The organism is Streptomyces sp. NPDC044064 (assembly GCF_056434245.1).
In genome coordinates this window covers 142,222-156,015 of sequence record NZ_JBWKFN010000008.1, presented here as the reverse complement: position 1 = coordinate 156,015, position 13,794 = coordinate 142,222, and the positions used below count along the sequence as shown (strand labels likewise).

At 70.3% G+C, this 13,794-nt stretch carries 14 protein-coding genes and 1 pseudogene; 5 read left to right on the top strand and 10 right to left on the bottom strand.

The genetic code is table 11. The features are described 5' to 3' along the window. The first annotated feature begins 81 nt into the window (after window positions 1–81). Window positions 82–945 (top strand): SigB/SigF/SigG family RNA polymerase sigma factor, encoded by an 864-nt coding sequence (locus tag AC07DS_RS15560; protein ID WP_479145574.1) that lies wholly within the window; start codon window positions 82–84, stop codon window positions 943–945. On the opposite strand, the gene AC07DS_RS15555 is transcribed toward AC07DS_RS15560, so the two are convergent. After that, window positions 878–1,363 (bottom strand): ATP-binding protein, encoded by a 486-nt coding sequence (locus AC07DS_RS15555; protein WP_479145572.1) that lies wholly within the window; start codon window positions 1,361–1,363, stop codon window positions 878–880. The two genes, AC07DS_RS15560 and AC07DS_RS15555, sit on opposite strands and share 68 nt — an antisense overlap. Window positions 1,364–1,394: 31 nt before the next feature. After that, window positions 1,395–1,799 carry an STAS domain-containing protein gene (locus AC07DS_RS15550; RefSeq protein WP_479145571.1) on the bottom strand — a complete coding sequence of 135 codons (405 nt, stop codon included), beginning with the start codon at window positions 1,797–1,799 and terminating at the stop codon, window positions 1,395–1,397. Between the two features lie 290 nt (window positions 1,800–2,089). On the opposite strand from AC07DS_RS15550, the gene AC07DS_RS15545 reads away from it, so the two are divergent. Next, on the top strand, window positions 2,090–2,638 hold the full coding sequence (locus AC07DS_RS15545) for a type 1 glutamine amidotransferase domain-containing protein (protein ID WP_479145569.1): 549 nt from the start codon (window positions 2,090–2,092) through the stop codon (window positions 2,636–2,638). Window positions 2,639–2,775: 137 nt separating this feature from the next. Next, window positions 2,776–3,258, top strand: a complete 483-nt coding sequence (locus AC07DS_RS15540; protein WP_479145567.1) for a lipase family protein — start codon at window positions 2,776–2,778, stop codon at window positions 3,256–3,258. Between the two features lie 585 nt (window positions 3,259–3,843). Here AC07DS_RS15540 and AC07DS_RS15535 read toward each other — a convergent pair. The 5 genes from AC07DS_RS15535 to AC07DS_RS15515 form a co-directional block, all read right to left on the bottom strand. Beyond that, entirely contained in the window at window positions 3,844–4,932 is a 1,089-nt protein-coding gene (locus AC07DS_RS15535; protein ID WP_479145566.1) for a glutamate--cysteine ligase 2, read from the bottom strand. 70 nt (window positions 4,933–5,002) lie between these two features. Next, window positions 5,003–5,329, bottom strand: a complete 327-nt coding sequence (locus AC07DS_RS15530; RefSeq protein WP_479145815.1) for an ANTAR domain-containing protein — start codon at window positions 5,327–5,329, stop codon at window positions 5,003–5,005. 278 nt (window positions 5,330–5,607) lie between these two features. Continuing rightward, the gene (locus AC07DS_RS15525) at window positions 5,608–5,994 is read right to left on the bottom strand and encodes a hypothetical protein (RefSeq protein WP_479145564.1); all 387 of its coding nucleotides are present in this window, start codon (window positions 5,992–5,994) and stop codon (window positions 5,608–5,610) included. A gap of 164 nt (window positions 5,995–6,158) precedes the next feature. Next, entirely contained in the window at window positions 6,159–6,467 is a 309-nt protein-coding gene (locus AC07DS_RS15520) for a hypothetical protein (RefSeq protein ID WP_479145563.1), read from the bottom strand. Next, on the bottom strand, window positions 6,464–6,715 hold the full coding sequence (locus tag AC07DS_RS15515; protein ID WP_479145561.1) for a hypothetical protein: 252 nt from the start codon (window positions 6,713–6,715) through the stop codon (window positions 6,464–6,466). The genes AC07DS_RS15520 and AC07DS_RS15515 overlap by 4 nt, the downstream gene beginning before the upstream one ends. Before the next feature lie 207 nt (window positions 6,716–6,922). Here AC07DS_RS15515 and AC07DS_RS15510 point away from each other — a divergent pair, with 207 nt between their 5' ends. Continuing rightward, window positions 6,923–11,218 (top strand): CHAT domain-containing protein, encoded by a 4,296-nt coding sequence (locus AC07DS_RS15510; protein ID WP_479145559.1) that lies wholly within the window; start codon window positions 6,923–6,925, stop codon window positions 11,216–11,218. Window positions 11,219–11,329: 111 nt separating this feature from the next. Here AC07DS_RS15510 and AC07DS_RS15505 read toward each other — a convergent pair whose 3' ends face one another. Next, the gene (locus AC07DS_RS15505; protein ID WP_479145814.1) at window positions 11,330–11,545 is read right to left on the bottom strand and encodes a hypothetical protein; all 216 of its coding nucleotides are present in this window, start codon (window positions 11,543–11,545) and stop codon (window positions 11,330–11,332) included. 114 nt (window positions 11,546–11,659) lie between these two features. After that, a pseudogene (locus AC07DS_RS15500) lies at window positions 11,660–12,169 on the bottom strand (hypothetical protein); the annotation flags it as partial. Window positions 12,170–12,210: 41 nt separating this feature from the next. On the opposite strand from AC07DS_RS15500, the gene AC07DS_RS15495 reads away from it, so the two are divergent. After that, window positions 12,211–12,789: a DUF4331 family protein gene (locus AC07DS_RS15495; protein WP_479145557.1), complete on the top strand. Its 579-nt coding sequence runs from the start codon at window positions 12,211–12,213 to the stop codon at window positions 12,787–12,789. Between the two features lie 36 nt (window positions 12,790–12,825). Here AC07DS_RS15495 and AC07DS_RS15490 read toward each other — a convergent pair whose 3' ends face one another. Beyond that, window positions 12,826–13,752, bottom strand: a complete 927-nt coding sequence (locus tag AC07DS_RS15490; RefSeq protein WP_479145555.1) for a DUF2867 domain-containing protein — start codon at window positions 13,750–13,752, stop codon at window positions 12,826–12,828. Window positions 13,753–13,794: the final 42 nt, after the last annotated feature.

Here is a 13,794-nt window from a genome sequence, read left to right as displayed (position 1 = left end):
CAGGCCCGCCGCCACCGTCGAAGGAGCCTCATGTCCACCGTCCAGACTTCCGCAACCTCCGCCCATGACACTGGTGCTGTCATGCGTCGCGAAGCCCTTGCCGGACTGCCGGAGATCACGCGGCCCACCGAGGTCTCGACGGATGACGCGCGGTCCCTCTCCGTGGCCCTGTTCGTGCGCCTGCGTGCACTGGAGGAGGGCACGCCCGAGTACTCCTACGTGCGCAACACCCTCGTCGAACTGAACCTCAGTCTCGTCAAGTTCGCCGCCCGGCGGTTCAGGGACCACGTCGACTCGGCCGAGGACATCATCCAGGTCGGCACGATCGGCCTGATCAAGGCGATCAACCGTTTCGACGTCGACCGTGACGTCGAGTTCTCGGCGTTCGCGCTGCCGACGATCGTCGGCGAGATGAAGCGGTTCTTCCGTGACACGACCTGGGCCGTGCGGGTTCCCCGACGGCTCCAGGAAATGCGGATCGAGCTGGCGAAGTCCGCCGACCGACTGGAGCAGCGGCTCGGGCACCGGCCCAGCCGTGGCGAACTCGCCGCCCAGATGCAGGTGACCGAGGAGTGTGTGGCCGAGGGCGAACGCGCTGCCAACGGCTATGCCGCCCGCTCCCTGGACGCGCCGGTCGAGGAGGACGACGCCGACGCGCTGCGTCTCGTCACGCGCCATCTGGCCACGTCGGAGCCGTCGTACGAACTCGTCGAGGACTTCGAGTCGCTGAAGCCGCTGATCGCGCGCCTGGGTGAACGGGATCGCCTCGTGCTGTCGTTGCGCTTCGGCGAGGAGCTCACCCAGGCGGAGATCGGGGAGCGCCTCGGCCTGTCGCAGATGCACATCTCGCGCCTGCTCAAGCGGATCCTGGGCGAACTCAGAGCGGGCTTGATCGACGACGAGCCGACCGCGCCCGATGAGACTTCTGTTCAGGCGGGCGGGTGACCTCCACCCATACGACCTTTCCGTATGCGCGATCAGGCTTGGCCTCGGATCCCCACGAACGGGCCAGCCGGTCGAAGATCATCAGGCCGTGCCCGCCGGGAAGCGCGGGTGACCGCGGGGTCTGAGCGTGTGGATGCTCGGGGCTCGCGTCGGACACCTCGATGCGCAGCCGTTCGCCGCCGTGCCGGAGGACCAGTTCCTCCGGGCCTCCGGCGTGCAGGCACGCGTTGGTGACCACCTCCGACACCAGCAGCAGTACGTCCTCGACCTGTTCGCGTGCCTCCGGCGTGGCGGCCGGCAGCCAGCCCCAGTCGGCCAACGCCGCAGCGGTGAAGTCACGGCAGCGGGTCACCGCGCCGCTCGTGCCGCGCAGGGCGAGTCGTCTGACCTGCTCGTGGCCGGCGCCTGTCGTCGTCATGATCCCTCCGTCGGCTCCGACCGCGGCGGCGTCACGTGCCTGCCTGGCTGTCCGTGAGTGCCGTCTCGACATCCTGGAACACCCGGAAGACGTTGTGGGCGCCGGTGATCTCGAACATGCGGTCCACCGGCGGGCGCAGCCCCGCGATGTCCAGGCGTCCTCCGTGGTTCTGCATGCGCAGCCGGGCCTTGAGCAGGACGTTCAGCCCGGTCGAGTCGCAGAACAGCAGCCCGGAGCAGTCGGCGATGATCCGCCGTGCCCCGATTCCCTCTTCCAAGGCCTCCTTCAGGGGCCCTGCCGAGTCGTGGTCCACCTCCCCGGTCAGGACCAGTACAACCGTGTCCGTCCGGGCCTCGGGCCGTATCTCCACGACGAGCCGACGGTCCTGGCCTGTGCCCCTCGCGGGATGGTTCGTTGCCCGCTCTTCAGCGTCCACGGCAACGCACGCCTCCTCCCTGCACCCAGGAACGGGCAGGATTCCCTGCAGCAGGATGCCCCTGTATGGGGCCTATGCCCACATTGTCACGCGATATCCACCTTGCCTTACGCCCATCAGCCGTGCAGCGACGGCAGGACCTCGGTGCGGTCTCGGGCCTTCGCGGTGAGGCGCACGGTGTGGGGTACCCGGCATCCGAGCGCGCGGTGACCGCGCCCTGTCTCGACAGCGGTGCCGCATCCGCCCGATGACGGGAATCGACGACAACGGGGAAGGAGAGTCGACCGGTCATGCGTATCGCGTTTCTGACAGCGCCCGAGGGCGTCGAACAGGTGGAGCTCAACGAGCCCTGGCAGGCGGCATGGGAGGCCGGGCACGAACCGGTGCTGGTGTCGACCGAATCCGGTGAGGTCCAGGCCTTCCACCACCTCGACAGGGCGGACAGGTTCACGGTGGACGAGGTCGTCCGTGATGTGGTCGCGGATTCCTTCGGCGGCCTGGTCCTGCCCGGCGGGGTCGCCAATCCGGACTTCCTGCGGACGGACGACAAGGCCGTGGCTTTCGTGAGGGAGTTCTTCGAGCTGGGGCGCCCGGTCGCCGCGATCTGTCACGCGCCCTGGATCCTCGTCGAGGCGGACGTGGTGCGGGGGCGTGAACTGACCTCGTGGCCGAGCCTGCGCACGGACATCCGCAACGCGGGCGGCACCTGGGTGGACAAGCAGGTGAAAATCTGCGACCACGGGCCCAACAAGCTGGTCACCAGCCGCAAGCCGGACGATCTGAAGGCCTTCTGTGCAGCGATTCTGGACGTGTTCGCCGAGGAGATGACGGCGCGCTGAGCGCGCGCGATTACACCCACTGCCGTACCGACTTCACCCGATTGCCCTGGTGGGCTGCCTCGGCACCCGTGGCGACCGGACTCGCAGTCGTCGCCCTGTGTGCATGCCCGGCGGCACCGGCTTCAGCGGTTGGCGGCGTGGGCGGCGCGAAACCAGCCGTCGTGCTGGCGCACGGCGCCTTCGCCGACGGTTCGAGCTGGAACGGAGCGGTGAGCCGGCTGCAGCAGGCGGGGTATCCGGTCATCGCTCCCGCCAACCCGCTGCGCCCACTGGCCTGTGACGCCGAGTACATCCACAGCGTCCTGAAGCCACCGGCCGTACAGCGCTTCATGGCCCAGCGCGCCCACGCGCACACCGTCGAGGTCAATGCGTCCCACGCCGCCTCGGTCTCCCAGCCGGGCGCGGTCGCCCGCCTGACCGAACAGGCGGCCCAGGCCACCGTCACCACGGCGACGACCGCCACCGGACCTGCGGGCCCGACGCTCGCGCAGACCGGTTCCGGGCGGCCGATCGCACAGGCCGTCACCCTCGGAGGCACGGCCGCTGCGTCGGTGGCCGCCGGCTCTGCCGTCGCACTCCTCGTCCGCCGCCGGCGAGCGGCACCGGAGCAGGGTCGCTGAGCCTGGCCCCTGTCAGGCGGCAGCGGAGTCGCTCCGCACGGTGCCGCGAGCACCCCGCCGCGAGGGGTACTCGGTCGGAGAGTCCCTAGCCCCACCCGGTGACCGAGCGCGGGCGGGCGCGCCCCGAGAGGTGAGAGCCGATGACCTTTCCGCATCCCGCTGACCGGGGCGGCGACCGGCGCCGGTGGTTCGAACGGTTCGCGGAGGGCGCATCGCTGTTCACCAGCTCCCCGCTGTTCTTCCTGCTGTGCCTGGCACTGGTCGCATGGGTGGTGATCGTGCATGCCCTTGGGATGGGCACGGCGTGGCAGGTGCTCGCCGGGGACTCGATGACGGCCGTGACGCTGCTCCTGCTCGCCCTGCTGAAGAACTCGGAGCTACGGGCCGAGCGCCATCCAGCGCAAGCTGGACGCCATCGCCGCCGCCCTGCTCGAAGCGCAGGAGGGCTCGCCGGGCAAGGCGCACGAGGACCTCAGGGCTGCCATCCGTATGGAGGAGGGGATCTGACGAGAGGATCCGCAGGCAGGCATGTCGGAGCTGCCCGACGTCGAGGGCCTGGACGTACTGATCCTTTCGCCGAGCCGCTCAAGCCAGGGTGCGCTGTACGCACTCGGTGACGACGCCCTGAAGGCTGCCCGTCCGTTCCATGAGCACCCGCTGTTCGCGGGCGCCGGTGCCCCGGCTCAGCAATTCGCCGACGGTCCTTTCGACGCGGGCCGCGTCGCCGCTCTCGATCAGTGCATCCCCGGTGTGTTCCAGCAGCGAGCGCACCACGTCCGCGGCGGGCCGGGGCCGCATGGTCGCGGGATCGAGGAGATCCTGCCTCAGGCCCGTCCGGGCGGCTTGCCAGGCGGCCAGCCGCAGCAGGCTGACGCCGTGGTCGAGCGGTGGCCGGCCCGCCCGCCAGTCGCGCGCGGCGGTCTCCACCAAGGCCCGGACCAGTGTGGCGACAAGCACGGCGGTGTCCGCGCACAGGCACACATCCGCCACCCGGATCTCCACCGTCGGGAAGCGCGCGCTCAGACGGGCGTCGAAGTACGCCATCGCCTCGTCCAGGATGACGCCGGTGGCCACCATGTCCGCCACCAGCCGGTGGTACCGCTCGGCGGATCCGAACAGCTCGGCCGGCCCGGCCGACGGCCAGCGCCCCCAGACCCGGGAGCGATAGCTGTCGTAGCCGGTGTCGAGGCCCTGCCAGAACGGAGAGTTGGCGCTGACCGCGCAGAGCACGGGCAGCCAGGGCCGGATCCGGTCGAGAACGGCGACGCCCTCCTCGTCGGACTCCACCGACACATGCACATGACAGCCGCAGGCCAGTTGTCCACGGGTGCCGATCCCGTACCGGTCGGCCATCCACTGGTAGCGCTCGTTCACAGTGATCTTCGGGTTGAGCGGCAGCGGGGAGGTGGCGAGCGCGGCGACCGCGCACCCGATCTCGCCGGCGTGCCGTGCCGCCTCCTTGCGGCAGTGCACGATCTCGGCGGCGAGGTCCACCATCTCCGACTGGGGCCGCGTGGCGAACTCCAGCATCTGCCCGAACAGCTCCTTCTCGAAGACGGCCTGTGCGGGATCGTCCTCGGCGGCACGGGCAAGAACGGCGGCCGACACGGCCCTGGGCTCCCCGCTGTCGGGGTCGACCAGGAGGAGTTCCTCCTCCACTCCCACGGTACGCACCTGACGCCGCCCTCCTGCTGTGCGGGGCCGTCCGGTGACCGGAGCGGCCGCCGCAGCTGGTGTGCGTTGCTCACGCCACCTCAAGCTTGCCGCGTCGGGGGGCCGCGGGCGAGTCGTCGACCGCCGGGGTGCGCTCGGTTCCGTCGGGTTCCGCGTCTGTCAGTGCGCTGTCCAGTGCCTGACGGAGGTCGTCGGACAGCCGACCGGTCGCCACCCAGTCGACGAGGAGACCGGCGATCGTGGGCAGTCCGATGCCGGTACGCCGGGAGACCGCTGTGAGGACTTCGATGCCCTGGCCGGGGCGGAGCCCGCCGACGGCCATGACCACGCCGATCGCCTGGTCGATCACAGCGTGTGACACGACGGCTTCTTGCAGCTGGTGGATCTCCCAACGCAAACAGCTGATCTTGATGTGGAGATCTTTACAGGTCAGGAGGGTGCCGACTGCGGTGCGCTCCGTGTGGCCCTGATGCGAGTAGCCCATCGTGATCACGTCCTGGAACTGGCTCTCCGCCCCGGACTGCCGCCGCCGACGTGCCCGATGACGAGGAGGACAACCCGCTAGTACCCAGAAGAACGCGTGTACGTGCATCACGGGCCCGACTCCGAGGGTCGACGTCGGCGCGTGTTCGCACCGGGCTTCCCCCAGGTCACCGGCGTGGTCGTGCCCGCCCTTCACGCCCCCTTGCGCACGACCCGAGTCACCTCGCGCCCGATCTCCGGTGTGACGCGGCCGTCCGGGACGGGGATGCCGAGCGAGGTGGCGAGGCTCGCTCCATGGAGGTCGACCGCCGACTCCATCAGCTGAGCCAGGTTCGCGATGGCCGACCGGCCTCGGACAACGGCCGTGAAGAGCGTTCCGAGTCCAGCCAGCAACAGTGGCCACCAGACGGCTCCGGCGAGGATGTAGAGAACACCCCAACCAGCCACCGCAGCGGCCCTGTTGAACGCGTCCCTGCTCTCGTCCAGTACCGTACGGGCCTCCTCGGGCAGCACCAACCACAGCCGTGGCCAACCGTGTTCGAGATCGAGGCCGTACTCGATCCCGACGCGGGTGCTCAATGCCGCGACGCTGTCACCCATGCACGTAGGCCTCGTCGGAGGTGCCAGCGCGATGCGGTTGCGTCGGTACGCCAGTTGGGCCAGCACCTCGTCCGACTGCCCTTGGCGGTAAGCCTGTTCATACAGCTCCTGAGCGCGATCCCAGCGGCGACGGCGCCGGCCGGTCAGTGCCTGGCCGGTACGGCCGGGCACTGACCGAGCCACAGCCAGTGAACGGCCCTCCCCGCGCCCTGCGCCAGCAGCCCTGCCCATGCGGACAGCAGTACGGCGCCCACAGCGGCGGCTGCGAGCCGGCCGGCCGAGGCCCTGCCCTGCTGGACTGCCGTCACGAAGTGTTCGTCACCGGGCCACGAGCCGGAGTGCATCCGCCAGCCCACCACGACGGAGGCGACGAAGAGGGCCCCGGGCACGACGAGGAGGGAGACCCACTTGCCGGCCAACTGCTTGGCGAGCTCGTTGAGGAAGGAGTTCACCGAATGCGCCGCTCCGGCGCCGCCCGCGCCAACGGCTCCTCGAACAGGTGGCATTCGGGCGTCGCCACACCGGGCGCCCGTACCCAGTCCCGGTCGCAGCGCCCTGCGGGACAGACGAACAGCCCGTCGACCGGCACCCCCGGGTCCACCCCGGGCACCCCGACCACCGATCTGGCGCCGATCGCCGGAATTCCGAACTCTCGCCCCAGCTCGTTGAGTTGCGCCACCACGTCGCTCTCGGTCCGCATACGATGTGCCAGCTCCGTGACCTCGTCCGCGCGGCCCTGAGCCGAGGCGAGACGACGCAGGAGAGGGAGGGCCTCACACCATGCCGCGACATCCCCCCGACGTTCCATGCTGCCCCTTGTCACTCCTGGAGAAGACGCGTCAGCGTCGCCGCATGATGGTACGGGCGCAACACGCCGAACAGCCACCGCGGGGGAGCGATGGAGCAGATGGAGAACTCGCCACTCACCACAGTGCAGGCGCTGCTCGGACGCTTCGCGTCCACAGCCGATCCGCAGCAGGTGCTCGGACCCGAGGCCGACACGGCGGCCGGACTCCTCGCCGAGTCCCTCCACACGTCATGGAGCGACGAGGGTGCCCATGCCCTGGGCTGGTTCCACTGGTTCCGCTGTCTGGCCCGAGAGACCTACGACGGAGCGGATTTCCACCGCGCCCTGGAGCTCTTCCGGCCCCTGTGGGGGCGGATGCCGGAGGCGGTGCCGGACGCGATCGGCGCCGTACTCGCGCGGGAGTCGGCCACAGCGCGACGACTCGAAGAGGCCCTGCAGCTCGGCAACGAGGCAGCCGACCGCGCGGCCGCTTACCGAACCACCGGAGACCCGGCCGAGGCGGCCGAGGCGATCGGTTTGCTCCGACGCGGCATCGGCATCCTGCGGGAGACCGGAGCTCTGCCCGAGATGCTGCAGATCAACCTGGTGGAAGTCCTTCTGCAGCGGCATGCGAGAGGCGATGATCCAGGCTCGCTCGAAGAGGCCGTCGGCTGGGCCTCGCGCACGATCGAATCCCTCGCGTCGATCCCCGACGAACAGGCCGTAGCGCTGCTCGGACCGCTCGGGGGAAACCTGCTGCACGCCTACCGCGACGGCGCGGCCGGCCCCACGAGCCGCGATCCGCGGCTGCTCTCCCTGGCCGCGGCGGCATGGGACCGTGTCCAGGAGAAGGCCACGGACCAGGAGACACGGGTACAGGTCCGGATCCGACTGGCCTGGGCCCTCATCGAGGGCCACCTGCGCACCCCGTCCGCCGAATGGGCCCGACAGGCCGGAACCTGCATCGAGCGCGTGCCCGAGGAATACGGCCCGGCCGATCCCCGTGCGCGTCCCGTCCTCGACGCCCTCACCACCGTCGTACCGCTGCGCGTCGCGCAGGGAGAGCCCGCCCTGCTCCGCGCACGAGCCCTTGTGCTGCGCCGGCTCGTCGCGCACCCGGGGGTGAGCGACGATCAGCGGCGCGCGTACCAGGCGGACCTCGGTATGTGTCTGCGGATGACGCACTCCGCCACGGGCGAGGCCGCCGCGCTGGACGAGGCGGTGGTCGCTCTGGAGGCTGCGCTCTCCGGGGCGGACGGGTCCGGGCCGGACACCGTGAGCCGGATGGTCAGTCTCGCCAACGCCCTCAAGTCGCGCGCGCACGAAGGGCGGAGAGAGGACGCCGACCCCAGGACCGACCAGGGCGCGCGGCACGACATCGCGGCGGCAGAACAGTGGGCGCGCCGTGCCCGTGAGGCGGCACCGGAGGAAGCCGGAACGCTGTCCTGTCTCGGCAATGTGCTGCGGGTGAAGGCGCTCCGGCTGCGCGACGTGGAGGCCATGCGGGAGTCGGCGCGCCTGAACCACGCGGCCGCACGAGCGCTGGATCCGGCCGATCCGGCCTACGTGGCACAGCTGATGAACGCCGGGCTGTCCCACCAGGAGTCGGCCGCATCCACCGGAGACCTCTCCGACGCCGACAACGCGGTGACCGTGCTGCGGACGGCGGCCGAGCACCTCGGTGCCCGGCACCCCCAACGGGTCCCGGTGTACGTCGAGTTGGGCCACTCACTGACTCTGCTGGGCGAACTGGGCAAGGACAGGCAGGCCGTGGCGGAGGGCAGACGTCTGCTCGAATCGGTCGTCGGCGAACTCCCCGCCGACCATGCCGAGGTGCGCCGCGCGAACTCCGGCCTCATCGACTCCTACCGCGTGGAATTCCAGCTCACCCGGGAGGAAGCGGCGCTGGACAAGGCCCTCGAGCTGGCCCGGAGCCACCGGGAGGACCCCACGCTGAACGAAGACGAGCGCGGCCTCCTCCTCGGCAGATGTGCGAGTGCCCTCACCGCCGCCTACGACAGCACGCGGGACAGAAGGCTCCTCGACGAGCTGGTTCCCGTCTGCCGGGCCGCCGTACGGTTCGCCCGGCAGGGTTCCTTCGACCGGGCCCACTCCCTCCTGGAGCTGGGCGTCTCCCTGGTCTCGCTCTACGAGGTCTCACGGGACAGCTCCGCGCTGCTGGAGGCCATGGACGTACTCGAAGAGGCGGCGGCGGGCCCCGAAGCCTGGCGTACGACACCGGAGGCCATGGCGAGGCTGGCGGAAGCGAGACTGCTCCACACCCGGCAGTTCGCCCCCTTCATGGACATGGCCCGCAGGGCCCGGGAGAGCAGTCCCCGCATCTTCACGGACCTCTTCGCCCAGCCCTTCGCCGCGTACGAGCACGAACTCGACGCGGTCGTCGACCTCTGCCGGAAGTCCCTGGCACTGCGCGATCCGGGCCGTCCGGAGCGCTCGGTTTCACTGTCCTACCTGGCCGTGGTGCTTCTCGGCCGCGCACGAGACCGTACGTCGGCGCCGGACGTCCGGGAGGCCGTCGGCCTGCTGCGTGAGGCGATCCGGACAGGTCCCGCCGACCACCCGGACCGGCCGCTCTGGGGCACCAACCTGGCCAACGCTCTGCTCGACGTCCACCGCTACGAGGCGGATGCGTCGCTGCTGGACGAGGCCGAAGCCGTGACGCGCGAAGCCATGGCCGTCACGAGCCCGGACGACGTACAGCACGTACGAGCGCTGCTGGTGCTGTCCCATGTCCTGGCGCGACGCGACGGCGAGACAGGAGACTCGGCCGCGGACGTGCTCGAACTGAGGCGCCAGGTCTACCGAACCCCCCATTTCTCTCTTCCGGATCGCATCGAGGCCGCCAAGGCGGCCGGTGGCGTGGCCGCAGGTGTCGGCGACTGGGAAGGCGCGGTCGCACACTACGAATCCGCGGTGGACCTCCTGCCGCTTCTGGTCGGGCACCGGCTCGCACGCTCCGACCGTGAGCTGCTGCTCGCGGACGAGTTCCTGCTCGCTTCCCAGGCCGCGGCCTGCGCCCTGCAACTGGGCGATCCCGAGAAGGCACTGGACCTGCTCGAACGCGGGCGGGGCATCCTGCTCGGACAGCTCACCGAGACTCGCCGTGACCTGACGGACCTTCGTCGTCAAGCACCCGAACTGGCCGACGAGTTCAGCCGGCTCGGCGAGGCCATGACGTCCCTCGGCGCGAGCACCGCCCCTGCTTCGGACCATGCGCCCGGTACCACCAGGGACGAGCACCGGCTGACGGTCCGCGCCTGGGAGCGGGTCCGCGACAACATCCGTGGCCTGCCCGGATTCGAGAGCTTTCTGCGACCTGGAGCACCTGACCTCGGCGCACTGACCGAGTCCGGCCCGGTGGTGGTCGTGAACCTCGCAACTCTGCGCAGCGACGCGATCGTCCTTGCCGAGGGCACGGCGAGGTGTGTGCCGTTGCCCCGGGCCGACCTGAGGTCCGTGGCGGACCGGTTCATGGCCTTCAGCTCGGCGGTCCGCGCGCTGCACGACCCGCACGAGCCTGCCGAGCACCGCTGGGAGGCAGGCACCGTCGTCCTCGACACACTCGCCTGGCTGTGGGAGGCGATCGCCGAACCGGTCGTCGAGAACCTGGGTCTCGGAGGCGGCGGTGACCACCTTCCGCGGCTGTGGTGGTGCCCGACCGGCATCCTGAGCTTCCTGCCCCTGCACGCTGCCGGGCGGTACACCGGCGATGCGCCCCGGGGAATCGCCGACCACGTGATGTCGTCGTACACGACAACACTCAACGCGCTGCGCCCGAAGACCGCCGAGCACGACAGCTCCAGCCGCTCCCGCGTGGGCCGTGACCCCCGCCTGCTGGTGGTCGCCACTCCGGAAGCACCCGGAGCAGCACCTCTGCGGCACGCCGCAGCGGATGCGCAGGCACTGGCCGAGCTGTTTCCCCGGACCACGGTCCTGACCGGCGACGCCGCTGCGAAGCAGGCCGTGCTCCGCGAGCTCACGCAGCACTCCTGGGCCCACTTCGCCTGCCACACGCAGGCCGACATTCTCGGCCGGACCGCCAACAGGCTCGTGCTGCAGGACGGTTCACTGTCGCTGCCGGACATCACGGCGCTCTCCCTCGACGCAGAGCTGGTCTTCCTCGCCTCGTGCGGATCCGCTGCCGGTTCCTACCACCTCGCCGACGAAGCCCAGCATGTCGCCTCGTCCTTCCAGCTAGCGGGCTTCACCCATGTGATCGCCACCCTGTGGGAGGTCGCCGACGGCGATGCCACCGAGTTCACCACGCGCCTGTACTCCCTCCTGGCGGAGGGCGTCCCGCCGGCCGAGGCGATACACCGAGTGACCCGCGACCTGCGCGAGCGCTATCCACGCAGCCCATGGCTTTGGGCCCCCTATGTACACATGGGGCCCTGACCGGGCAAGAAGTTCACGCGCATACGCGACCCCTGACCGGAGCGACAAGCTCATGCGCAGATGAGCCCCCGTCCGGGCAATACGACAGCCGGCCGAACCGTCCGACCGGAGTCAGTCGGTCTCCCGATCCAGGACACGCCGGGCGGCCTCGGCTTCCGCAGCCGGCGGGGAGAGTTCGTCGAGCGTGTCGAGCTCGTCGTCCGACTCGAGTTCCCGCTCCCAGGCCCCCGCGAGCTGCTCCTGCTCCGCTCGCGGCTTGGCGCCGACGGCCTCCCGGTGCTCCGGGTCCAGGGCCGCCAGGAATCGTTCGACCGAGTCCGTCGGCATACCGTGCTCCTTGTCGCCGGGAAGGGGATACACACCCCGCTCAGCATGACCAACCGCACTCACCGCGGCCCCCCGACACGGCCTGGGACCACCCTGATGGCCCCGCACGCACTGATCGACGTTCCAGTGAAACGGCAGGGGCTCATCGCAGAAGACGCAGGCGAAGTCGTCCTCACGCACGATGTTGACCTGTCGACATGAGACGCATCGACGGAACACGACCCCGTGAGTGAACCCGCCGGAGTGAGGAAGACCGGCTCGGTCCAAGGCATCCGCAACGGCCGTCCACGAGCTGACGTCGGGGCAGTACCCGGTCGACTGGTTGCTGACCTCGTCGACCACCCACCGCCCGGACTCCTCGCGGAAGCTCATCTCACCGGCGCTCAGTACTGTCCCTCCGCCCGCGCAGACCACATGCTCGCTGCGGCGCGGAGCCAGTCGGAGCACGCCTTCGGCGTCGACCACGAAGGTGAACGGCTCAGTGAACTCCGCCGCGCCGCGGGCCGACACCCACAGCGCGAAGTCCGCTGCCGTGCGGATGCTCGCGCCCTCCCCGCCCGGCCGGACGAGACCCTTCAGATCGCTGGGCCCGAGATAGCGATATCCCCGTCCGCACGTTCGCATGCCGGCCAACCTGGACCGACACCACGACCGGGACATGGGAATTGCTTCCCGATGGGCTTCACGAGACGAACGCCGACGGAGCTTCGCTCTCCCGGGCGGCGTCCAGGTGCCAGTGGACCGGCAACGACTTCGGAATCGACAAGAACGTCTTCGGGATCGTGCTGGAGGTACCTGACGGCGAACTCGGCGACGGACCGATCGGCGTGTGGGCACGGGTCAGTCTGCGGCAGAACGGCCGGCTCGTCTCCGTCGACCGTGGGGCCCACCCCTCCCTGACCGCGTACTTCAACGCCGAGGAAGCCAAGGAGAAGTACAACGAGGGTGAGCCCGCCGACGACTGGGACACCTACCTGGAGCCGTGGAGCGCAGTCCTGGCCCACACCGGCGGCTACAGCGCGGAGGAGGCCGAGAAGACGCTGCGCACCGTCCTGCCGGACGTGCTCCGCTACGACCGCGGCAAGCCGGCCGCCTATCCCAACGGCCGCAAGCTCACCGACGACGTGACCTCAGCACGGCTGGCCATGGTCTCCGGCGGCAAGATCACGGACGATCACATCGGCCCGCACACCGACCTGCTGCCGGAGTTCCCCTACCTCGGCCACCCGCATCCGGTCTCCTGATCAGGTCGGTAGGGGAGGAGCGTGTCTGCAGGGGGCTCAACTCCCTTTCGACATTGGAGAAGCTGGTTCCCGCAGCGCGCGTTCGGCAGCGCTCGGAGCCGTCAGGGCGAGCCGGCGGTGGATGCGGCGGAGCATCATGCGGGCCATGAAGGGGTGGACGCGTCCGACCACCGCCCAGTACAGCCTGCCGCGCCAGTTGTGGATCCGCACGACCGTACTGAGCGTGACCTGACGGTCGTCGACGTGGATCGAGGCGCGGAAGTCGAGGTGCCCGGCATCCTCGCCCAGGAGCACTTCGCCACCTTCGCGGCCCACCACCGGGAAGGAGGCGCCGCGCAGCACGTCCCGCCAGGCCTCGGGGTCCAGCGGCATGCCGGGACGCATCGTCATGCGCCAGGCATCGGTGTAGTCGGTCCGCTCGAAGGCGGCACGGACCAGCCGGGCGCCGGCCGGCAGCGGGCCGCCGGTTGCCCTTTCCCACGTCAACCGGTGGAGCAGCCTGACCCACGGCGTCCAGCGGACAGGGTCCGGCACCGCCCCGGCGGCGGAGCGCTCGATGTTGTCGAGGAGTTCTTCGATCACCGTGTCGTGCATCCAGCGCACCGCCAGGGCCCAGCCCAGCACCATCGGGCCACGGCGTTGCAGCTCCAGGGTGTGCCGCACGCGGCAGCGGTCCCGCCCCATCGGCTCGATGACGAACTCGTGGTGGCCGCTCATGGGCGGGTTGAAGTCGAAGCGGGCGCGGCGGCCGGGCTCGTAGGCGCAGACGCGGTAGCGGACGAAGCCGTGGCCGCCGTCCGCGCCGACGCCCAAGGGGCGGTCGAAGCGCATCGGGGACCACGCCGGCGCGGGCCAGAGCGGATCGTGGGGCGAGGAGAGCCGTTCGAGGAGCGCCCCGACCGTCCGGGCGGGTGCCTCGATGGTGCGCTCATGGACATTGCGGATCGTGCGGAACCTGCGCATAACGCGCCTCCATACGCTGCCGTATGTTGCTGACCATACGGT